General features: G+C 44.3%; 19 protein-coding genes and 1 rRNA gene. 6 read left to right on the top strand and 14 right to left on the bottom strand.

Features of this window, described 5'->3' with window-relative positions:
- The 3 genes from LLF92_07925 to LLF92_07935 form a co-directional block, all read left to right on the top strand.
- Positions 1–485 (top strand): 16S ribosomal RNA (locus tag LLF92_07925); the annotation flags it as partial.
- 178 nt (positions 486–663) lie between these two features.
- Positions 664–969: a nucleotidyltransferase domain-containing protein gene (locus LLF92_07930; GenBank protein ID MCE5341040.1), complete on the top strand. Its 306-nt coding sequence runs from the start codon at positions 664–666 to the stop codon at positions 967–969.
- The gene (locus LLF92_07935) at positions 959–1,294 is read left to right on the top strand and encodes a DUF86 domain-containing protein (protein ID MCE5341041.1); all 336 of its coding nucleotides are present in this window, start codon (positions 959–961) and stop codon (positions 1,292–1,294) included. Before LLF92_07930 ends, LLF92_07935 begins: the two co-directional genes overlap by 11 nt.
- Positions 1,295–1,348: 54 nt before the next feature.
- Here LLF92_07935 and LLF92_07940 read toward each other — a convergent pair whose 3' ends face one another.
- From LLF92_07940 to LLF92_08005, 14 genes are all read right to left on the bottom strand, one after another.
- On the bottom strand, positions 1,349–2,209 hold the full coding sequence (locus LLF92_07940) for a thermonuclease family protein (GenBank protein ID MCE5341042.1): 861 nt from the start codon (positions 2,207–2,209) through the stop codon (positions 1,349–1,351).
- A gap of 37 nt (positions 2,210–2,246) precedes the next feature.
- Entirely contained in the window at positions 2,247–3,188 is a 942-nt protein-coding gene (gene pelA / locus LLF92_07945; protein MCE5341043.1) for a pectate lyase, read from the bottom strand.
- Positions 3,128–3,400, bottom strand: a complete 273-nt coding sequence (locus LLF92_07950) for a hypothetical protein (protein ID MCE5341044.1) — start codon at positions 3,398–3,400, stop codon at positions 3,128–3,130. The genes pelA and LLF92_07950 overlap by 61 nt, the downstream gene beginning before the upstream one ends.
- A 28-nt stretch (positions 3,401–3,428) precedes the next feature.
- Positions 3,429–3,644, bottom strand: coding sequence for a hypothetical protein (locus LLF92_07955; GenBank protein ID MCE5341045.1), 216 nt, complete (start codon positions 3,642–3,644; stop codon positions 3,429–3,431).
- A 24-nt stretch (positions 3,645–3,668) separates the two neighbouring features.
- Positions 3,669–5,069 carry a DUF4139 domain-containing protein gene (locus tag LLF92_07960; protein MCE5341046.1) on the bottom strand — a complete coding sequence of 467 codons (1,401 nt, stop codon included), beginning with the start codon at positions 5,067–5,069 and terminating at the stop codon, positions 3,669–3,671.
- 234 nt (positions 5,070–5,303) lie between these two features.
- A complete protein-coding gene (locus LLF92_07965) occupies positions 5,304–6,176 on the bottom strand; it encodes a polyprenyl synthetase family protein (protein MCE5341047.1) in 873 nt (290 codons plus the stop codon).
- A gap of 4 nt (positions 6,177–6,180) precedes the next feature.
- Positions 6,181–7,047: a branched-chain-amino-acid transaminase gene (gene ilvE / locus LLF92_07970; GenBank protein ID MCE5341048.1), complete on the bottom strand. Its 867-nt coding sequence runs from the start codon at positions 7,045–7,047 to the stop codon at positions 6,181–6,183.
- A 103-nt stretch (positions 7,048–7,150) separates the two neighbouring features.
- Entirely contained in the window at positions 7,151–7,852 is a 702-nt protein-coding gene (locus tag LLF92_07975) for an ABC transporter ATP-binding protein (protein MCE5341049.1), read from the bottom strand.
- Complete coding sequence (locus tag LLF92_07980) at positions 7,849–9,201, bottom strand: FtsX-like permease family protein (GenBank protein ID MCE5341050.1); 1,353 nt, start codon at positions 9,199–9,201, stop codon at positions 7,849–7,851. The genes LLF92_07975 and LLF92_07980 overlap by 4 nt, the downstream gene beginning before the upstream one ends.
- The gene (locus LLF92_07985; GenBank protein MCE5341051.1) at positions 9,202–10,542 is read right to left on the bottom strand and encodes a hypothetical protein; all 1,341 of its coding nucleotides are present in this window, start codon (positions 10,540–10,542) and stop codon (positions 9,202–9,204) included.
- A gap of 108 nt (positions 10,543–10,650) precedes the next feature.
- Entirely contained in the window at positions 10,651–12,135 is a 1,485-nt protein-coding gene (gene lysS, locus LLF92_07990; protein ID MCE5341052.1) for a lysine--tRNA ligase, read from the bottom strand.
- Positions 12,132–14,288 (bottom strand): S41 family peptidase, encoded by a 2,157-nt coding sequence (locus tag LLF92_07995; GenBank protein MCE5341053.1) that lies wholly within the window; start codon positions 14,286–14,288, stop codon positions 12,132–12,134. The genes lysS and LLF92_07995 overlap by 4 nt, the downstream gene beginning before the upstream one ends.
- Positions 14,289–14,385: 97 nt before the next feature.
- Positions 14,386–15,336, bottom strand: a complete 951-nt coding sequence (fba, locus tag LLF92_08000; GenBank protein MCE5341054.1) for a class II fructose-1,6-bisphosphate aldolase — start codon at positions 15,334–15,336, stop codon at positions 14,386–14,388.
- Between the two features lie 85 nt (positions 15,337–15,421).
- On the bottom strand, positions 15,422–18,562 hold the full coding sequence (locus tag LLF92_08005; protein ID MCE5341055.1) for an LPS-assembly protein LptD: 3,141 nt from the start codon (positions 18,560–18,562) through the stop codon (positions 15,422–15,424).
- Between the two features lie 254 nt (positions 18,563–18,816).
- On the opposite strand from LLF92_08005, the gene LLF92_08010 reads away from it, so the two are divergent.
- The 3 genes from LLF92_08010 (at position 18,817) to LLF92_08020 (ending at position 20,941) form a co-directional block, all read left to right on the top strand.
- A complete protein-coding gene (locus tag LLF92_08010; protein MCE5341056.1) occupies positions 18,817–19,077 on the top strand; it encodes a hypothetical protein in 261 nt (86 codons plus the stop codon).
- A gap of 354 nt (positions 19,078–19,431) precedes the next feature.
- Complete coding sequence (gene tnpA / locus LLF92_08015) at positions 19,432–19,884, top strand: IS200/IS605 family transposase (protein MCE5341057.1); 453 nt, start codon at positions 19,432–19,434, stop codon at positions 19,882–19,884.
- A 415-nt stretch (positions 19,885–20,299) separates the two neighbouring features.
- A complete protein-coding gene (locus LLF92_08020) occupies positions 20,300–20,941 on the top strand; it encodes a proprotein convertase P-domain-containing protein (GenBank protein ID MCE5341058.1) in 642 nt (213 codons plus the stop codon).
- The last annotated feature ends 25 nt before the right edge of the window (positions 20,942–20,966 follow it).

A 20,966-nucleotide genomic window follows, 5' to 3' on the forward strand; every position in this document is an offset into this window, starting at 1 on the left:
GTCGTCAGCTCGTGCCGTGAGGTGTTGGGTTAAGTCCCGCAACGAGCGCAACCCCTACTGTCAGTTACTAACAGGTAAAGCTGAGGACTCTGGCGGAACTGCCGGTGACAAACCGGAGGAAGGTGGGGATGACGTCAAGTCCTCATGGCCTTTATGACTAGGGCTGCACACGTCCTACAATGGCACATACAAAGCGATGCAAACTCGTGAGAGCAAGCCAATCGCAAAAAATGTGCCCCAGTTCGGATTGCAGGCTGCAACTCGCCTGCATGAAGCCGGAATCGCTAGTAATCGCGGGTCAGCATACCGCGGTGAATGTGTTCCTGAGCCTTGTACACACCGCCCGTCAAGTGATGGAAGCCGGAAATACCCAAAGTCAGTTTGCAAACCAGCAATGGATGCGACTGCCTACGGTAGGTTCGGTGACTGGCACTAAGTCGTAACAAGGTAGCCGTAGGGGAACCTGCGGCTGGATCACCTCCTTTCTAAAGGAATTTAGTTTCTCGTCTTCGGACGAGACTAAAGTCAGACATTTTCGCTGTAGCGGTATAACTGTTTTCGATATTAAAAGCCCGTTCGAAAGAGCGGGCTTTTTTTGTGCGCTTTTATTTTTTTTTGGATTTTAATCACTGTTGCAAATATAATATACGGCGGAGGCAATATATGGCTCAATTAGGAATTACATTACCGCAAAAAAACATAGAGGAATTCTGTCTCAAGTGGAAAGTTTTGGAAATGTCGCTTTTTGGCTCGGTTCTGTCAAAAAGTTTTCGACCGGACAGCGATATTGATTTGCTTGTCAGCTTTAAGGATGATGCAGGCTGGAGCTTGTTTGATTTCGTCGATATGATTGACGAATTAAAAATAATTTTTGGGCGAAAAGTGGACTTGGTTGAAAAGGATACTTTGAAAAATCCATTTCGCAGACAATCGATACTTGCTTCCAACAGGGTGATATATGCGGCCTGACGAAAGAAACGCAGCCTATTTATGGGATATGCTTGATGCGGCACAAACAGCCCAGATGCTTATTGATGGTATGGATTTCATTAAATATTCAAATGACCGCAGGACGCAACTGGCTGTTGAACGGACTTTAGAGGTTATCGGGGAAGCGGCGAGAAGAGTCTCTGACGATTTTCGTAATGCTCATCCAGAAAACCCTTGGCGGCAAATTATAGGCCAGCGCAATATTCTGATTCACGAATATGGCGAAATAAAACAGGAAAGAATCTATAAGGTGGCAAAGGAAAATATTCCGCAACTCATCAAGTTTTTGAAAATGTTTGTTTAAATTTAATGCCCCTGTCGGAATATCGGGCTTCAACAAAGAAGCCATATAGTTTTATTATCTTTTTGCTTTTCTCCTATAGTACCCTTTAACATAAGTTCCATCTTTGCGATAATAGCCATTAACATACACTTTGTCAGACGTATAATTATTTTCAGATGTTTCGTATTTCTCTGTGGCGGGTGCAGGTGAAACAATATCAGGTGATGTATTTGAATCTCCGGATGCAGGGCGATTGATTGGAGGATTGGTTTTGACAATCGTATTAGGTGCGGGACTATAAGAATTATTCTCTAATTTCCAAAGACCCTTTGGGGTTTTTGAAGCGATGCTTTCAAATGACTGGAATTTCGCCATATATTTGAAAGGCAATCTGGTGTAACATTTTCCATATCCCTGACGTATGATTTCCTCATTTATGAAAAGGCCGTCAGGATATCGATATAAATAAACAAAAGAATTGTCATATCCGGCGCTGCTGTTTTGATTTGGTTCACGTTCGATATACACAGTTTCGCCAAGCAGTAAATTTCTTAAATAGATGGCAGCTATTTTGGAATATGAGTCGCCTGATTCAGGAACAACTATACCGATTAAGCTTAATGTGCTATTGGCATCAATTTTAATCGTGCATCCATCGATCACAGATGTTACACGACCCAAGGAGGTTTTTTCTAGTTTTTTTTGCTGATATGCATTCGGCTCTATGATATTGGTTTTTTTGTGTATAGATATTTCAATAAGTGAGTTCGCCTCTTCCGGCGTACAGTTGCCTATAGATTTTAAAATTTCCCTGGTTTTGGCCTCACCATATTCATTATAAATATTGGAAACATCATTTAATGTGTAAGCCTTGACCTCGGTTAAACAAATGTAAAACAAGAAAATGAATGCCAACCAACATATTACGTTCTTCATTTCATACTCCTTCTTATATAATATTTTGATTAAGATTTTATTTCCATTTCTTTTGCCATTTTGGCAATTTGTTCAAAACTTTCTGCGGGCGGTAAGTGTACCAGCCATAGCCAATGCGACGCTCTCTGTCAACCTCGGCCATAGTCTCCAAAATTTCGCCGTTGCGGTTTGAGAAAAACGGCTTATGTGTTTTCAACTGGTAATATCTCGCCCATATAGCCGGTGCGTTTGCGTCTTTCACCACAACCTTATCTTTATTTGTTTTACTCGTTCGCGACTCAAATTTTACTTCCGTCGAATTAATTTCCTCAACCCTTATTCCGTAAATCTTCGATTCTTCAAACCATTTTGCCGCCGATTCAACGGCGTTAATAATTTCAGGACTCGGATTACCAAGGCTCATCAGAAAAAGCGTAATTTCCGCACCCTCGTCATTGCAAATACTCGGCAGCTCGTACGCGCGTGCTTTTGCCGGCAAAAAAGTTATCTCGTCGTGCTGCTGACACCAACTCAACAATCTGCCGTCCTCTCTTATCTGACATTTCAATATGCACTCTATACCTTTATCGAACGCGATTTTAATTTTCTCCATCCGCGGCAAGTCAACAAAAGCAAAATATGATTTGTTATCCAAAATTTCCTTGAGCATACTCATTATGCCAATCATCGCGCCATCGTTAAAAGTAATGTGCTTTGTGTATTTGTCTTCGAGCGGATAAAACTGCGGCCAGCCGCCGTTGGCGTACTGCGCGGCGAGCGTAAAATCAATCCCACGCAAAGCGGCATCTTTGTACTTTTCATCTTTGATTTTTTCGTAAGTCTGTGCCAGATATTTGATTTGCGAAAAGGTCGTGCCGTTGTCGAAAGTCGTGTGCGCAAGATTTTTTGAGTTGAGAATCTGCTCTTTTTGCGCATCTGTCAATATCGCCCGCATATCGTAATTTTTCGGCCAGCCGCCGTTGCTGTGCTGGTAGAGCAGAATATTGTCGGCGATTTCTTTTGTTTGGCTTTCGCTGTATCGCGATTGATTCGGCTTTGGATTGACGATGTTGGCTTTTTCAGAAACATCATACCAGTGATGACTGCTGTCCTTAAAATCGTTGATGTCGTTTTATTCACATCGGCATTTGCGTAAAACGCCGCAATTAACAAGACAATTGCGCACGAAGATATTTTTTCTATCTCTAACATACCCTTCTTCCTTCAATGAAAAATTTATCTAAATTTTTTTATGAATAAAGCTGGACTTGAACCAATTGAAATTTAGAAAAAGATGCAGTCCCATAAGGCAAAGCAAAACTATGCCGGCGTCTTTGTGGAAAAAGCCAAATGCCTCGTGTGAGTAATGTTCACGAAAGATTACCGAAACAGCCTGATTAACAAAGAGAATCAGCAGAAGAACATTTGTGATTTTTAATATCGTAACTTTTTTCATAATTTTCTCCTAATGTTTAAGGTGTTACCATTTCTGCATTACAGAATATTCGAGTGTCGCGTTTGAATCGGCGGGGATTTCGACGGTGAATCGCGCTGTTGTCGCGTCTTTCTTTATTTGCGGATGGGTCGAATCTTCGATTTTCCAGTTTACCCACGGCGAAAATTTCTCATCGACAAATATCGTAACGGCGGAATCTTTGCGGTTTCGCAATTCGATAGAGCGTTTTTCCCATCTGCTTTTTTGGACACCTGCACTACTGCTGACGACTTTGCTATCTAAAATCTTGTATTCAACTGTGATGTCGAACGCATCGCCAATATAAAGTGATAATTTTTCCTTATTCGGCGTATGGTCGATTTCATCCTCGCCGACAAATTCCAGTTCGCCATCGGTGTCTTTCTTGAATACGCGTACTTTGCCTTTCGGCAGAGCGATACCGAGGCCGAGTTCCTTTTTGTTTTCAAACTCGAATTTTATCTGAACTTTTTTCTGGTCTTTCTGCGGCTCATAAAGATAAATTTTCTTTGCGGGTATATTTTCCACAGGCGCAATAAATTCAATCTGTTTTGTTTGATTATTATTTATCGTGCTTGGTCTGCCGAGGGTATAAAGATGGTATTCCATAAAAGATTTTTCTTCAAAGCCCGCCGCTTCGGCCATTACTGCTCTTGTCGCATATACCATATCGTTTTTCATCATCTGCTGCGGCGGAGTAATTCTTCTTACGTCGCCTGCGATGAGTTTAACTTTCGCATCTTTATATGCCGCTCCGCTTTGGTTGTCGATTGTTACCCAGCCACTGAAGTTTAAGCCGTTTTCATCGGCGTTGAGAATTGCCGAGTAGTCCGCTTTCCAGCTTATGTTTTCGGTTGTATATGTAACCTGGCATTTCTCGCTGCCCTCGGTTTCGGAGTTTGCGAGCCAGACGAGCGTCGGCCTTGTAATCAGACCTTCCGGCAGAGACCGCAGCGAAATATGTCCAACGCTGTCCTGTGCGATGATTTGGATTAGGTTGTTTTCATCTTTGATTATTAAGTTGTTATCTCTTGCTGCCAGCAAAACACCATCCACTACGCTTCCGGCGTCAGCACCGCTGCCTTTGATGGAAATTATGACGACTTTATCAATGTATTTGTTCAGCAGGCTTTGCGTGCCGACGAGGTCATATTCGTAATTCTGTTCGAGAATGGAAATTTTGCCCGGCGACGACAGGCACTGGAAACTTACACTTGTCGGGTCGATTGACGCCGCGACGTCGGTAAATTTCAATGTGTTAACGCCTTTTTCAAAATCCATCATTCGCTGTTCTTTGACTACGCCGAAATTGCTGTTGTAAACCGTAACGGAAACGGAATTGCTTTCGGCGGCGAAAAGACAAACCGGAAATAAAAGAATTGCCAAAACGATAAGTGAATTTTTCATTTTTTGTGTCTCCATAAAATTCAATATGGCAGATATTTTGACACAATTGAAGGGAAACGTAAAGAGAAATCTGTGACACTTTGAAACGATGAGATTGCTTCGTCGTTCCGATTCCATCAGAACTCCTCGCAATGACATAATTTGCGTTTTTGTGTCATTGCGACTACAGTCCCCTTGTGGGAGGGAGTCCTTTAGGGCGACCGCGGCAATCTCAAATGTGAAATATAGTTTGGTTTATAAAGCGGTTTGGGTTGCGCAAATTGTAAGTTCTTTTAGTGCCTTTGCGGCTGGATTGGCGGCGAAGCCGTCGATTATATCAAGAGCGTTTTGGCGGAATTGTGCAATTTGGGACTTGGTAAAATCTATGCTCTTGAGAATTGGCATAGTCGGGACTTTGTTTTCAAGGTCTCTGCCGGTGGTTTTGCCGGTGTTGTTTTCTGCGCCGAGAACATCGATTAAATCATCAGTGATTTGAAAAGCCATGCCGAGATTATGGCCGAAGTCGTAAAGGCTTTTGCAGGTTTTTGTATCAGCATTTGAGATAATGCCGGCAAGCTGTGCGGACGCTGCGAAAAACACCGCTGTTTTTTTGGAGATTACGTCGAGATAATCTTCAACTTTGATTTTGAAATCGCCGCGGCAGGTGTTTTGCACCATTTCGCCCTGACAAATCGTCGAGGCGGTGTCGGTGATAATTTTGTTGATGTCGTTTCTGCCGAAATCAGACAAAGCCAAAAACGCCTTGCTCAAAAGATAATCGCCGAGCAGTACGGCCTGATTAGCGCCCCAAATATTATTTGCCGTCGGCTGAAATCTGCGTGTGCTGCCGCTGTCGATGACATCGTCGTGCAGAAGTGTCGCGGCGTGAATCATTTCGATTGTGCCGGCAACGCCGATGTGCAGATGATTTAGTTCGCCGAGTAATTTTCCGCAGAGCAGAAGCACCGAAGCGCGAATCATTTTGCCCTGCCGATTTTTTATGTAATCGAGGAATTGCTCGAGCCTTGCGTCCGGGCATTGAAGCTGAACAGATATGAAATTTCTGACTTCCTCCAGTTGGTTTGCTATGAGCGCAGTATAAGCGGATGTCGGATTTTGTGTAGTCATACTGTTATTTAGACCGGCCGTGCGCGTATTCGAAGAATTTTTTACGAAGCATCTGTGTAACCGGGCCGGGTTTGCCGTCCGATATTTTTCTGCTGTCTATTTCGACAACGCCTATGACTTCGGCGGCGGTGCCTGTCAGGAAAACTTCGTCAGCGACGTAAAGGTCGAAGCGGGTAAGATTTTTCTGGACGACTTCAATTTTCTCCGCTGCTGCCAGACTCATAACGACGTTTCTCGTTACACCTTCCAGTGCGCCGGTCTGAATTGGAGGCGTGGCAAGTATGCTGTTCTTAACGATGAAAACATTATCGCCCGAAGCTTCGGCGACGTAACCTTCGTGATTATACATAATCGCTTCCTGTGCGCCGGCGTCGAGACATTCAATTTTCGCCATAATATTATTCAGATAGTTCAGGCTCTTTACCTGTGGCGGTATCGCAAGCGGATGATTGCGAATCGTGCAGGCACTGACGACCTTCAGGCCCCTTTCGTATAATTCCGGCGGATAGAGCTGAATCTTGTCCGCGATAATAATTATCAGTGCCTTTTCGCACGTGAAGGGATTCAGTCCCAAATTGCCGACGCCTCTGGTAACTACAAGTCTAATATAGCCGTCAACGATGTTATTCGCCTTGACGGTTTCTTGTGTCGCTTTTGCCATATCTTCCATCGACATACCTATATTAAGTCTTATGACTTTCGCGGATTCGTAAAGTCTTTTCAGGTGCGTATCGAGTTCGAAAACTTTTGAACTGTAAACGCGAATACCCTCGAACACGCCATCGCCGTAAAGCAGGCCGTGATCGAAAACGCTGACTTTAGCATCCTGTTCGTTTACCAATCTGTCGTTGAGCCAAATTTTTAAAGCCATATATACTCCGTAAAAAAAATTAAGATTGAAGATTTAAGATTGAAGATTTGTGGAGCCGCCTCCGGCGAGATATTTAAAATATTCAATCTTCATTTTTCAATCTTCAATTTGTACTAATTTTGCCGTCTGTGAGCCTGATAATCCGCTGCGCTTTGGCGGCAATTCTGTCATCGTGCGTGACCATAACAATCGTCTGGCCGGCACTGTTTAGCTTTTCCAATACCTTTAAAATATCATTTCCAGTTTCAGAGTCAAGGTTTCCTGTCGGTTCATCTGCTAAAATTACGTCCGGAGCGTTAATTAATGCCCGTGCGATTGCGACCCTCTGGCGTTCGCCGCCGGAAAGCTGGAACGGCCTGTGCTCGATTCTGGCCGACAGTCCCATCTCGTCCAGCAGCTTTAAAGCCGCTTTTTTGGCCTGTCCGGCCTTCATCAGCCAACCGAGCGTGCCGGTCTGAATCATCGGCGCCAGCAGGACGTTCTGCAAAACTGTTAATTCGTCAAGCAAATGATAGAACTGAAACACAAAACCTATTTTTTTATTCCGGAATTCATTAATTTTCGTTCCGCTGAACGAATTCAGGTCTTTTCCGCAGTAAAAAACACTTCCCTTGTCGGGTTTATCGAGCGTGCCGAGTATGTGCAGCAGGGTGCTCTTGCCGCTGCCGGAAGCGCCTTTGATGGCAATGAATTCGCCTTTGGCGATGTTCATATCAACGCCTTTGAGCACTTCCAATTTCATCGCGCCCATCTTATAGGATTTGAAAATGTTTTTGCAGCTCAATATGTAATTGTCTTCTGTCATATATTATTCACTCGTAAAATATCTACACAATTTTGTCTTGCTGCTTTTATTGTCGGCAGTGCTGCGCCAAGCAGACAGGCGATAATTGCCGCCGCGGCCACAGCGACCGGAAGCGCAACGCCCGTGTGATTCGGTATATCGCCAATCGCGTAAATCTCACGATTCCACAACTGGAAACCGAATTTGTAGAACAGCCAGCCTTCAAGGTCATTAACGTAATCGAGAAAAACAAGTCCCGCTGCCGTTCCGATTGCCGAGCCGACAATTCCTATCAGCACCGCGTATCGCAAGAATACCAGCGTTATGCCGAATCGGGAAGCGCCGATGCTTTTCAATATTCCGATGTCTTTGTTCTTTCTGCCGATTATCATATAGAAAATCACAAAAATAATAAAGACCGTAATCAGTCCGACCATCAGGAAGAGCATAAGCATCATTGCGCGTTCCTTTTCCATTGGCGCGATGGTCTCACGTTTGTAGCTTTTGAAATCCTGAACGTTTACATTCTTGGAAAGATTAATAGCCGTCGGGTCTGTCGCAAAGCCTGTAAAAGATTTCCACAACGCGGCTGTTTTTTCGACGGATTTTTCGGTGTTATGTCCGTGTTTAAATTTTATAAATATTGCCGAGGTTCTTTTTATTTGCATATCCATACCGTTGAGCGTTTGCAGTTCATCGAACGGCAGATATACCGTTGTGCCGTCAACTTTCGCAAGGCCGGTGTTCGAGTTGTCGCTTTGATGATAAGTTTTAGTATTTGCGGAAATCGAAGTTCCGGTTTTTACAAGCGTTCCCTTTGGAGAAAGCGGGAAGCAGGTGATGTTGAAAGTGCGTCTGGGCGTTGCTGGCCATAACTGGTAATTGCCCCATTCATCTCTGTTTTCAATCAGGTCGATTCCCACGATGCAGCCGGGCAGTTCATCATTATAAGTAGGCACAAACGCAAGCGGCAACTTGTCCTTGCGATAATATAAACTATCGGCAAAGCCGGTTGTTTTGAAATGATGGTCAACGTCGATTCCCATAAGAGTCATCGGGCCGCTGCGTCCTGTGTTTTCTAATAGTACCAGGCCGAATGAATTAATCACAGGCGTTGCGCTTTCGACATAATCCTGCGAACGCAGCAGAGTTGCAAATTCGTTATAATCCGCAAAGCCCACAAGCGAATCGGTCGAGATAATGCAGTCTGAATAGAAGCGGTGATTCTGATTTATAAAATCTACGGTCAGGCCGTTCATCACGGTCATAACGACGATGACGGTAAACACACTCACCGCGACCGCCAGCACCGCGAGGATGGTCAGCTTGTTACTCTTGAATAATTTTAATGGCAATATTATATCGTACATTTATTCATACCGTAAAATTTTCACCGGCGAAGTTTTTGCCGCGATAAGCGAAGGGATAACCGCGCCGAGCACCGATGCCGCGATTGCAGCGAAAAAGAAACATATCGCCCAGTACCAGTCGAAATAACTTGGTATCTTTGTGAACATATATGTGCTGCTGTCCCATAGTTTCAGGCCGAAGATACTGCTTATAAATTGTTCGATTGCGTTGATATTGTGCGTAATGAAATAGCCAATCGCAATTCCGCCTGTCGCACCAACAATGCCGACAAACAAACCGAACAGCAAAAATATCGAAATTATATCCGTCGAAGATGCGCCGATTGATTTTATAATCGCCAGGTCTTTGAGTTTGGCCTTTACAATCATATAGAAGATGCAGAACACCAGCACGATAATGCCCGCGCTGATAATTCCGAATACGACCAGCAGCACGCCCATTTGTTTTTTAAGTTCGCCGGTATAGCCGGCCTGTTTTTGCATCGCGGTGATAATTTCCGAATCTGCCGCGAACGATTCCGGCCAGCCGATGTCCTGCGTTGCGAATTCCAGCCATATTTTCCGAACAGTTGGAATCGCATCGGCCGGCGAAACTCCCGGTTTGCATTTGATATGAATAATGTCAGCCGCTTTGATGTTTGTGTCGCTGCCGAGCAGCAATTTCGATAAATCCTCAATCGGCAGAAAGACAAATCGCTTGTCGATTTCATAAACCGCGGTGAAAACAACATCGGATATTGTAACCGCGACCGAGCGGGTCAACGAAACGCCTTTGGCCTGACTGCCGTCGCTGCCCAGTGTGCCGGTAGTTATTATAGCTTTTTTGCCGATGTAACTTTCGGCCTTTGCCAAATCATACTTGTCCGTTTTCGCGTCCGGCTCGGTCAGCATCGCAATGCCGACAAGTGCGACAGATGTATTATTTGCGTCGTTATTGAAATTAATCAGACTGGCTGATTTTTTCTGCATCAGCAGATTGTTTTTGAAGTTTGTTACTTTGCATCTGCTCTGGAGGTCTATACCCCAGAAGTTGACGGCTTTAACATTACCAGCATCGAGATAAATTAATCCGCTCGACGACAGCACGGGCGTCGCCGAATCGATTACTCCATTTGCGTTGAGTCTGGTCAGCAGCGAATCGTAATGCGTTATTCTTATCGTCGGCTCAAGAACGATATCGCCGAGATATTCAGAGGCGTTAAGCTCGATAGCGTGTATGAAAGCGGTGAACAGACTTGCGACAGTAACAAGCAGCGTCGTCGAAAGCATCACCGCCGCAATGCTTAAGAAAACTATTCTGCGTTTTTTAAGGTATCGCATCGCTAAATAAAACTTAAGCATTTATCCGTCTTTCTGGCTCTTTATTGAAGAAGGAAGAATGAAGATTGAAAATTTTAAGTTTTTGAACAGGGAACTCAAATTTCAATCTTCAATCTTCAATTTTAAATCTTAAATTTTCTCCGGCTTCAGTAGTGGGAACAGAATTACGTCTCTGATATTAGTCGTTCCTGTCAAAAGCATAACAAGTCTGTCGATGCCGATACCCAAACCGCCGGCAGGGGGCATACCGTATTTCAATGCCGTGATGAAATCCTCATCGAGACTGCGGAAGGTATCTTCGTCTTCGCCTGCGCCTTTTACCTGCGAGGAGAAATTTTCCAATTGAACCGCAGGGTCGTTAAGCTCGGTATATGCGTTGGCAAGCTCAATACAGCCTGCGTAAAGCTCGAATCGCTCGGCAAGTTCCGGATTTGTTTTGCTTCGCTTTGTCAGCGGACACAGTTTGCCGGGATAATCAATTACGAAAGTCGGATTGACAAGATTTGCCTCGACTTTTTCTTCGAAAAGTTTGTTTACGACGACTTCATCATCCATTTTCGACTCGTCCATACCGGCGGCTTTCGCTTTTTTGCGTACCTCGGCAATATCGTTTATGTCGCAGCCGCAGTATTGTTTGACTAATTCGGCGTAAGGTGCGCGTTTCCACGGCCTTGTAAAATCAATTTCATAATCGCCGAATTTTATTTTTGTGCTTCCGCAGTGCTTTTCAATCAGCGTGGAAACCAGCGATTCTGTCAGTTCCATCATAATATTATAATCGGCATACGCCTGATAAATTTCCATCATCGTAAATTCAGGATTATGGCGAGGGCTTAAGCCCTCGTTTCTGAAATTACGGTTAATCTCGAAAACTTTTTCCATTCCGCCCACGAGCAGTCTTTTCAGGAACAGTTCCGGCGCGATTCGCAGATACAAATCGATATCCAAAGCGTTGTGATGAGTAATGAATGGTTTTGCCGCTGCACCGCCTGCGATGGTCTGCATCATAGGCGTTTCAACTTCCATAAATCCTCTTTCGCCGAGGAATTTTCTGATTGTCGATACCATATCGAGCCGCGTTTTGAATCGCTGCATAACTTCCGGATTTGCCCAGAGGTCAACGTATCGCTGACGATAACGTAATTCGGTATCTGACAGGCCGTGGAATTTCTCCGGCGGCTGAAGAACCGATTTTGTAAGCAGCGTGAAATTCTCAACCCAGATTGTAAGCTCGCCTGTCTTTGTAAGACCAAGCTGTCCTTCGACGCCGACAATGTCGCCCAGTTCGACCAGCTTAATGACCGGCCAGTGGTTTTCGAGATGTTTTTTGCTCAATCCGATTTGGATAATTCCACCGCTGTCGCGGAGCGTAATGAAAATCAGTTTGCCGATGTCTCGCAGCAGAACTATTCTGCCCGCGCAGATAGCTCTCTGCGGCGGCTGAATTTTTTCATCGAATTTTTTACGTATCGCTTCTGTCGATTCTGCGTTATCAAACCGGCCGCCATAAGGGTCAACGCCGAGTTGTTTGATTTTCGAAAGTTTTTCGTTACGCTGCTGTTCAAATTTGCCCGCTTCGTTTTGCGGCGAGCCTGTGTCCTGTTGCTCTGTCATTCTTTTAGTCCTGATTCAATAATTTTTGCTTTTGCCGCAAGAATTGCAATCTGGAGCTGATAATCGCTTGTTAGTGTTTCCTGCAGGTCGTGCCTTTTTAGTTTAGTGCCATTGTCATTATGGTCTGCCGCAGCCAGAACGTCGTTATCGCGTTCCATCTCGAGCATTTTTTTCATTTCATCGCCGGTCATTTCTACTTTGATATGCGGCATAACGCCCCAGTCTTTTTTGTTTTGCTTTTGCTGTGCCCAGCGGTCGTTTACTCGCTGGCCGGACGGCAGATGATAATATGCCATTGTGTATTTAAGCTGTGAGCCGCCGCCGGGATATTCGGAAATGGTCTGCACGCTGCCTTTTCCGTAGCTTTGTTCGCCGACGAGTGTGGCGCGTTTAAATGCCTTGTCGGAAAGTGCGCCCGATACGATTTCAGATGCGCTTGCCGAGCTTGAGTTAATCAATATCACCAGCGGATAATTCGGATGCGTTCCTTTTTTCTCCGCTGTTTCCCACGTGGGCAGTCCGACTCGCGGCTGTGTGCTTACCATTACGCCTTTTTCAACGAACAGGTCTGTAATGTCCGCAGCGCTTTGCAGGTAACCGCCGGTGTTGAATCTCAAATCCAAAATCAGGGCTTTCAAACCTTCGCTTTCGAGTTTTGTAATTGCGTTGTTCAGGTCGGATGCTGTCGTAGCGGAAAATTGTGTAATTCTGACGTAGCCGATTTTTTCCTTGTCGTCCACGAAGTACAGCCAACTGCCGTTATTGTCTCTGGACCATCCGCGGATTGTCGGCACAATGATTCGTGCTCTTGTGATTGTAATCTCTCTTGATTTTTCAGAATCTGGTCTGCGAACAGTGAGCGTTACTTTTGTGCCGGCAGGGCCTGTAATTTTGCTCACGGCGCAGGTGATTGTCATATCTTTTGTGCTTTCGCCGTTAACGGCTTCGATTATATCGCCTGCGTCAATGCCGGAATGATAAGCCGGCGCGCCGGGCACGAGACTGACGGCTTTTAGCTGGCCGTCCTGTTTGGAAATCTCAACGCCGATGCCGGTGAATTCGTTGGTCATACTTTTTTCAAAATCTTCGACCTGCTTTGGCCAAATAATTGTTGTGTGTGGGTCGAGCGCACTTAGCGATGCGTCGCCGATGTGCCAGATAACAATTTGCTGCGGCAGTTTTATTGTCGATAAATTGAGAGCAAGCATTCTTTTAAAGAGTTTTACATACTGGTCTTTGCTCATACTCGACACATCTTCGGATGAGTATTCTTTCTGCAATGCGTTAATGCCGGCGACGAAACCCTGTATGCCGTCCTTGTCAAAACTGAAGCTTATCGCGTTTTCGTCTTTTTTGGCGGTTGAATTCGATTCGGCCGGCGTTTCGACATAAGTGCTTGTGCTCAAGACTTCCGCCATGGAGTTCATTCTCTTGAACGCTTTTTCGGCCATATCGTTATATTTGAACGGCGCGACGTATCCATACTCGAGCATATCAAGGGTTCGTGAGAAAATCTCCGGCGTGATTTTTTCATATCTGTCTTTTGTCGATTCGCAGGGACTGTCCTGCATCGAGCCTCTTATAACAGCTTTGTCCTCAAGCTGCTCTCTTTTGTTTTCATAAGTTTTGTCTTCGTCATAAAGCGCGGCCAGCCAGCTATAACAGTAAATAAGAGAATTGATATAATTGCCTTTGGCTTCATATTCGGCTGCGGCCTTTTTCGCCTTTTCAATAGTCTCTTTCACATAAGGCATTTCGAGTACCGATGCCTTTTCTTTTTCGTTCGCGAAATCGCGTGCCTTTAAAATCACAGGGAAAACTTCCAGCAGATTCGGCTCGTTTGTTTCCGGAGCGTCTTTGAATTTCTTGAGCTGCTCAAGCTGTTCCTGATACGCTTTTTCCCTCGCGTCTTCCATTGTCTTCTGGAGTTTATTGTATTCGGCGATTACGCCGAGTATCTGCTGCGATGCCGGGTTGTTGGCATCAGGTTTCTTTATAATTTGCTCTGCCGCGGCGAAATTGCCGTCGCAGATTTGCTGCACTGCGGATTTAACCGAAAATGTGGAATCGGCAGTTGCCGTTTCTGATGAATAAGCAAAAGAAGTGCAGAACAGTATTTGGAGTACGAAGACCAGAGAGATAATTTTTTTCATAGTTAAAACCCATAGGGTACAGGACGTTTTACGGTTACCTGTACCCTATTTTAGAATTTATATTTTAAAAGTATTTACATTTTTCAAGTTAAATCGCTTACATACATTCAGCTGCTTTGCCGCTGCATCCGAGTACGTCAAGTTTGTGTATAACCATCGCCTTGATAGCTTCTCTTGCCGGTCCCAGATAATTTCTTGGGTCGAACTCGCCTGGCTTTTCAGCAAATACCTGACGAATCTTCGCGGTCATTGCCATTCTCAAATCTGTATCAATGTTAATTTTGCAAACAGCCATTTTGCCTGCCTTTGTTATAGCATATTCCGGAACGCCTACTGCGTCTGGCATTTTTCCGCCGTACTTATTAATAAGGTCTTTGAATTCCGGCAGAACGCTGCTTGAGCCGTGCATTACCAAAGGATAGCCCGGCAACTTATCAGCGACTTTCTGTATTACGTCGAACGCGAGTTTCGGTTCAGCTTTGAATTTATAAGCCCCGTGACTTGTTCCGCAGGCGACAGCTAATGAATCGCAACCGCTTTTCTGTACGAATTCGATTGCCTGATTTGGGTCTGTCAGATGGCTTGCGACATCATCGTGCGATAAGCCGACAACGTCTTCTTCGATTCCGCCGAGCTGGCCGAGTTCCGCTTCGACAACAACGCCGTGTTTGTGAGCATATTCTACTACCTGCCTGGTGATTTTGATATTATCTTCAAAAGAATGATGCGAAGCGTCAATCATAACAGATGTGAAGCCGTCATCAACGCACTGTTTGCAGCTTTCGAATGTATCGCCGTGGTCAAGGTGCATACAAATTGGAATGTTGGGATTTTCCTTCACTGCGACGTCAATTATCGCTTTCAAATAACTCATCGAAGCGTACTTTCTTGCGCCTCTGGAAATCTGCAGAATCAAAGGAGCTTTTCTTTCCGCAACAGCTTCTACTATACCTTGCGTAATCTCCATATTGTTGACATTGAATGCGCCAATTGCATAGCCGTTTTTGTAGGCCATTTTGAACATTTTTTCTGTGGTTACTAAAGCCATTTTACCTTCCTTAAATTAAATAAAAGATTTACAATTACCTGATAGACCTATACTTATGTATTAACTCCTGCAATGGAATTAATTATTAATAATTTCTTTCAGCGGGGCTTTCCAGTCCGAGCATATTTTTTTTACCCGCAGCCAATTCGCCAACGCCTTCCGGCCATATAGTAAGGGTTATCGTGCGTCTGTCAAGTGATTCGTCCACGCCATAAGAAAGTGCGTAATAAAGTCTGTTGTATCTTCTGATTAATGAAACCTGTGTCGCAATCAGGCCGTTGCGTTCGAAGTCGTACTGGTGTGCGAAAGCCAGCGTATAACGCGGCGTAAGTTTATATGTTGCCGCAAAGGTAAAGGCGTTCGAACCTTTCCTGTCGTCGCCGTCATAGTTGGTTTGGACGCTTCTCATATATCTTGTGCCGACGTATAAACTCAAATTCGGCCAAACCATTCTCGAAAGGCCGATGTTGAACTGCTCGATTTCGGAGTCGGCGACATCCCAGTTAAAATCGCTAAGGATTGCTGTTGTGTCGCTGATTCTCCAGATGTAATCGCCGTTGACACTGTCGCGCTGCGGGCCGAATACTTCGAATGTTCTGTAATTGTTGCCCAGGTCGCTGTTGTAAATTCCCGGCGCAACGAGCGTTGAAAGCGGAACAAACGGATTGTTCCATAAAGACCTGTCTGCCCGTCTGTCGTCGGAAGGGTCGCTGACTTTTGTGTATTCAAGATTCAAACGCATCCAGTCGATGAGCCGCTGCTTGTCGCCCTGACCGCGTTTTGTCTGCCATCTCTGCAATACGCCCAGCGTAACAACATCGCGCTGCTCCACGTAGTTGGAATTTTCCGCGAATACAGATGCGGTTGCATAAGGCTTTACAATATGCCGAAGTCCGTGAACGTCCCAGAATTTGGAATCATACTTATATTGCTTCCAGAACTGCGTCGATGTTCGCAGGCCTGCTTCGCCGATGAAAACATTCTCTTCGCCGTTTGGTCCTGTGCCGGCGGTCGCATCCTGTGAAAAGCCGCTTCTGTCGTCATAGCCATAAGTGCCGGCGACAAACGGAACGATGCTCCCTTTTTTATATTGCAGCGGAAAATCGATTTCCGTTCTGTTGTAGCCGAAAGTGTAGTATTCGTCTTTCAAATAGAAATTATGGTTTTCACCGACTCGCTGTCTGAATCTGCCGAGCATACTGTCGTTGTATAATGTAAGTTTATCGTCCCAGAGCGACTGGCCTGTCAAATGATATTGCGCCGATGGAAGGTCTTCGAGCTGGTCTGCCCATTTGTTTATTCGCCATCTGCCCAGGACAGCGAATGCCTGATTGTCTTTAATCCATTTCAGATGTACGCTCGTTTCCCTGCCTCTTCCTTCGAAATAATCTTCGCGTCTGAACGCCTCAAGGAAGTGTTCATCCGACATATAACTTGATTCGAGCGTAAGCTGCCAGTGTTCGGGCAGGAAGTGCCTGTGCTGGAAATTGAACATTCCTCTCATTGTCTGGTCAGGCTCGATGTTTTTCCTGTTTCTTCCCAGGTCGTCTTCGCCCTTGTCATTGATGATATATCCGTTGATGTCGCCGAAGTAGTTTTCTTTTTTATAATTGATGTCTGCGCCTACTCCTGTGCCGCGTTTGGAATAGGTATCCAGCATCATAGTGGATTCCACGCCGCGGGGTTCTTTAACGCCCAGCACTCTTGCCAGATACCATTCGGTTTCTATTGAAGTGCCGAATGAGTTGTCATTGCTGAATTGAATTCTTTTAAGCGGAAGGTCAGAACTTTCGGCATTGCCTCGCAGTCTCGGCCACCAGAATACTGTTTTGTCATTCATTTTCATTTTTACGTTTTCCATCACGGCGTCGTAACTATGGCTGTCTAATTTGCCGGCCGCCTGGTCAACGGTTGTTGTGTCGGTGATGAACACCTTTGAAGCCGTCGCGGAGATCTGCGGTACGTAAAATTCGCTGTTGGTCATCGTAACATTTTCGCCTGCGAATTGAGTTTCCGATACCTGCCTGATTTTCTCCGCTCGTATATAAACAGGAATGCCTCGCTGCGGGTCATAAATGGTTATTACAGGTTTTATCATCAGCGCCTGCTTTTTCACGAAATCGTAATAGGCCTCGGCGGCTCGAATTGTTCTGCTGCCTTCGGTCATTATAACATCGCCGTATAAATATATGCCTTTGATGCTGTTGTTTTCCGGCAGGTCGTTTGATGTTGTGTTTGGTTCTTCTGTTTTCTTCGCGTAGAAAATTACGGCGCTGTCGCCCATGAGTTCGAGCGTTATTCCGTTTTCGTTCTGTTTTTGCCACAGGTAGAATCTGTTCATAATAGACGCGATGCCTGTACCGTCCGGAAGATTTTCATTGTTGAACACAATCGGCTTTTCTGTTGCGCTGCTGATATTAACAGGATAGCTGATTTTAACTTTCGGCTTTGGCGGTATTACGTTTGGTTCAGCGACTTTTGGTTTGGCTGCGAACCATGAGCGTTTTGCCGTCCGCTGAACTTTTTTCTTTTCTTTTTTTGCCTTCTTGGAAGTTTCTTCTTCGGCAGCGACCGCGGCCGTTTTATTTCCGCCGAAAATATTAAGTTTCGGAGCATTGCCGGCGGATGTTTTTTTAGATTTTTCCTGTACTGTATTTGAATCGCCTGTTTGAGCGTCTGCGACTTGTGTTTCTTCCTCTTCCTGCGGAGGTTCTATTTTAATTTGGCCTGTCGCGATTTGTGCGTTATGGTACAACTCGCTTGTTCGCGGGTCTTCGGTTATGCGATTGTCAGCGGTTATGAAAACTTCTCCGGTTACGGTGAATTTTGCGACCAGCGACTCGGCTCCTTCGACTATCTGATTTTCCGTTTCAACGCCGGACATCTTGGAGCTTTTGCCCTGATTCATACTGACTTTGTCCTGCAAATAGATAGTCAGTCTGTATTCGGTGATTTGCTGTCCCAGATGTTCTCTTGTGATTGTGTTCAGCCAAACGACGGATTTGTCGCTTTTGAGGTGGTTATCGCCGAGTGTAAATTCAAAACCTTTATCGAAAACAAGGATTTGTTCATTGTCGGATGTTTGGAAGTCTGTCATTGATCGGCCGCGGATGTTGAGGTCTTCGGCACCGAAATACTTTGCCTGTGAGGAGCTGATTTCACAAAATCCCTCGCCAGTTATCAAGGACATTAATATGAATATGATGCCAATAATCCGTTTATGCATAAACTTCCTGTAAAACCTTCTTTAATTCGGCCTGATTATAGTCTTGTTCAATTATAAATCCAGTTATAAATACCAGTTTTAAATACTGATAACGCATTTTTCCGTTTATCCGCGGCCAAAATCTCAAAAAAACATAAAAACCATTTATATCCGCGGAATTTTACCACCCTGAAGGATGAAAACTCTGATATTAGTATTGATAACAGGGTTATATAAGTTATTATCGTACAAAACAATAGAACAGGAATAATAATATGTCGAATAATTTTACCGGTTATCAAAAAAAGGTCATTCAAAACTATTATGGTAATATAGATAAGATAGCACTTGCCAATTTGCAGGAGCTTGTGGCGGAGATTTACCTTGCCGACAGCGAAGCCAAAAAAGCGAAGCTATGGGACAGGGTTGCTGTGGCCATGGGGAAACTAAAAATCCCAACCGCGATAGCCGCGAACATCTTGAAACATAAAGACCCGCAAATCCTTGCCAAAAATTTAACAGGCTGGTTAAAATAGGCAAAACAGGAAGTTGGTTTTTTAACCGCGGATGATTTCACGGATTTATTGATTTAAAAAGGATAGTTGATAAAATCGGATACGGTTTTTTTGTTTACCACGAAGGTGTACTGTTTCAGCGTGAAAAGGACAAAACCGTTCTACGCTGAACCAATACAGAAATCAACCTACGAGAATTAAGAGTTGATATTGGGTTACAGTAGTTAGTTGAAAAGTCGGTATTGGGCTATCAACAGACTATTGGCCTTGCTGGATATCAGATTGCCCTGAAATGGCATAATATGTCAGCCCAGGGCAACGCCCTGGGTTAAGAGATAGTAAAAAACCATAAGCCCTGAAAGGGCGAGATAATCAATGGCGCAATCGCTGGCAAAAATACTGGTTCATATCGTCGTTAGTACAAAAAACCATCGTCCATTTCTAGATATTGGCATTAGGCCTGAATTGTATGCCTATATTGCAGGCATATTGAAAGCCAATGATTCACACGCTATAAAAATCGGCGGCATAGAAAACCATATCCATATTTTTTGTACACTGCCCAAATGTATTTCGCTCGCAAAAATAATCGAGGAATTCAAAACAAGTTCATCAAAATGGGTCAAAACCAAAGGGCCACAATACGCATCATTTTATTGGCAAAATGGGTACGGTGCATTTTCGGTTAGTCAGTCTGACGCAGACCGTGTTGCCAAGTACATTGAAGCACAGGAAGAACATCACCGTAAGGCTTCATTTGAAGATGAATTTCGTGCGTTTTTGGAAAAATATCAAGTTCCTTATGATGAGAGATATGTGTGGGATTAACGAGTATTGCGCCCTTTCAGGGCTTGATAGGGATGGATATGCTGTTTTCCCAGGGCTTTGCCCTGGGCTAATATGTTATACCCTTTCAGGGTTGTAAGAAAAAGTAGCCTAAATAATGGATAACTGAAAATAGTAAAAATTGTTTTGTCCACTAAGAGCAAAGATGATGGGATTTTATTGGCGGTGAAGGTGCTTATCAAGATTTGCTAAATATCTTTGAACAAATAGGAATTGAATTGCGACCTGAAATTGATGCTTATTTCAGTCGTTATAATAGGGCATAAATATTTATGTTTAAACCAACTTCCAAAAAAATAAATTAAGCGATAACTACCGGCGTTCCACAAATTTTAAATCTTAAATTTTTTGTAAAAAAGAGTTGATTTTCTTGTTTTGTCCGATAATATTCGAGGTTATGGACAGAAAACACAGCAAAGGACTGCGCAGTAAGTGTATTATTGCCGTGGGGACGGCGGTTATGCTGCTTTGTCAAACAATGGTGTCAGGAGTCATTTACACATCTTTCGGAACATCGGTTTGTCAGTCTTTCGGCTCGCCGGAAGAAAAGGGTGTTACGATTATCTCGCAGCTTTATATTCCATTCCGCGGCACGATAACAGATTTAGATATCTCTTTAGATTTAAAACACACGAGCTTTTGCGATTTAGTCATTACCATCGAAAGCCCAACAGGAGTTTCCGCGACTATAAGTATTTATGACGAAGACACTTTCGTCAAAGGCAAACAAAGTTTCGGCTGGATAACTCTGGATAACGAAAGCACTATAAAAATCGACTTTGCACAAAACCTTAGCGTTGGTTCATTTTTGCCGACCGGCCTGAAACCGATAAGCAGATTCTACGGCCGACAAAGTTTCGGAATGTGGAAGATAAAAATTTGCGACCAAATATATTATGACACCGGCACACTCGACGGCATCCGATTCGATATGGCTATCGAGCCGGATATTCCTATTGCTGCGTTAGCAATCCCCGAACCCGCGACCCTCATTTTCAGTATTGGCGGACTATTTATTTTGTTTAAAAAGCCCCGATAAGCTGGAGAAAAACAAGCTGTTTTGC

The organism is Planctomycetaceae bacterium (assembly GCA_021371795.1).
In the GTDB taxonomy this organism is placed as follows: Bacteria; Planctomycetota; Phycisphaerae; order Sedimentisphaerales; family UBA12454; genus UBA12454.

Bases quoted from the DNA above. Each gene is read 5' to 3' on its own strand.
- LLF92_07930 (MCE5341040.1), top strand. From the start codon at position 664: ATGGCTCAATTAGGAATTACATTACCGCAAAAAAACATAGAGGAATTC.
- LLF92_07935 (MCE5341041.1), top strand. From the start codon at position 959: ATGCGGCCTGACGAAAGAAACGCAGCCTATTTATGGGATATGCTTGAT.
- LLF92_07940 (MCE5341042.1), bottom strand. From the start codon at position 2,209: ATGAAGAACGTAATATGTTGGTTGGCATTCATTTTCTTGTTTTACATT.
- LLF92_07950 (MCE5341044.1), bottom strand. From the start codon at position 3,400: ATGTTAGAGATAGAAAAAATATCTTCGTGCGCAATTGTCTTGTTAATT.
- LLF92_07955 (MCE5341045.1), bottom strand. From the start codon at position 3,644: ATGAAAAAAGTTACGATATTAAAAATCACAAATGTTCTTCTGCTGATT.
- LLF92_07960 (MCE5341046.1), bottom strand. From the start codon at position 5,069: ATGAAAAATTCACTTATCGTTTTGGCAATTCTTTTATTTCCGGTTTGT.
- LLF92_07965 (MCE5341047.1), bottom strand. From the start codon at position 6,176: ATGACTACACAAAATCCGACATCCGCTTATACTGCGCTCATAGCAAAC.
- ilvE (MCE5341048.1), bottom strand. From the start codon at position 7,047: ATGGCTTTAAAAATTTGGCTCAACGACAGATTGGTAAACGAACAGGAT.
- LLF92_07975 (MCE5341049.1), bottom strand. From the start codon at position 7,852: ATGACAGAAGACAATTACATATTGAGCTGCAAAAACATTTTCAAATCC.
- LLF92_07980 (MCE5341050.1), bottom strand. From the start codon at position 9,201: ATGTACGATATAATATTGCCATTAAAATTATTCAAGAGTAACAAGCTG.
- LLF92_07985 (MCE5341051.1), bottom strand. From the start codon at position 10,542: ATGCTTAAGTTTTATTTAGCGATGCGATACCTTAAAAAACGCAGAATA.
- lysS (MCE5341052.1), bottom strand. From the start codon at position 12,135: ATGACAGAGCAACAGGACACAGGCTCGCCGCAAAACGAAGCGGGCAAA.
- LLF92_07995 (MCE5341053.1), bottom strand. From the start codon at position 14,288: ATGAAAAAAATTATCTCTCTGGTCTTCGTACTCCAAATACTGTTCTGC.
- fba (MCE5341054.1), bottom strand. From the start codon at position 15,336: ATGGCTTTAGTAACCACAGAAAAAATGTTCAAAATGGCCTACAAAAAC.
- LLF92_08005 (MCE5341055.1), bottom strand. From the start codon at position 18,562: ATGCATAAACGGATTATTGGCATCATATTCATATTAATGTCCTTGATA.
- LLF92_08010 (MCE5341056.1), top strand. From the start codon at position 18,817: ATGTCGAATAATTTTACCGGTTATCAAAAAAAGGTCATTCAAAACTAT.
- tnpA (MCE5341057.1), top strand. From the start codon at position 19,432: ATGGCGCAATCGCTGGCAAAAATACTGGTTCATATCGTCGTTAGTACA.
- LLF92_08020 (MCE5341058.1), top strand. From the start codon at position 20,300: ATGGACAGAAAACACAGCAAAGGACTGCGCAGTAAGTGTATTATTGCC.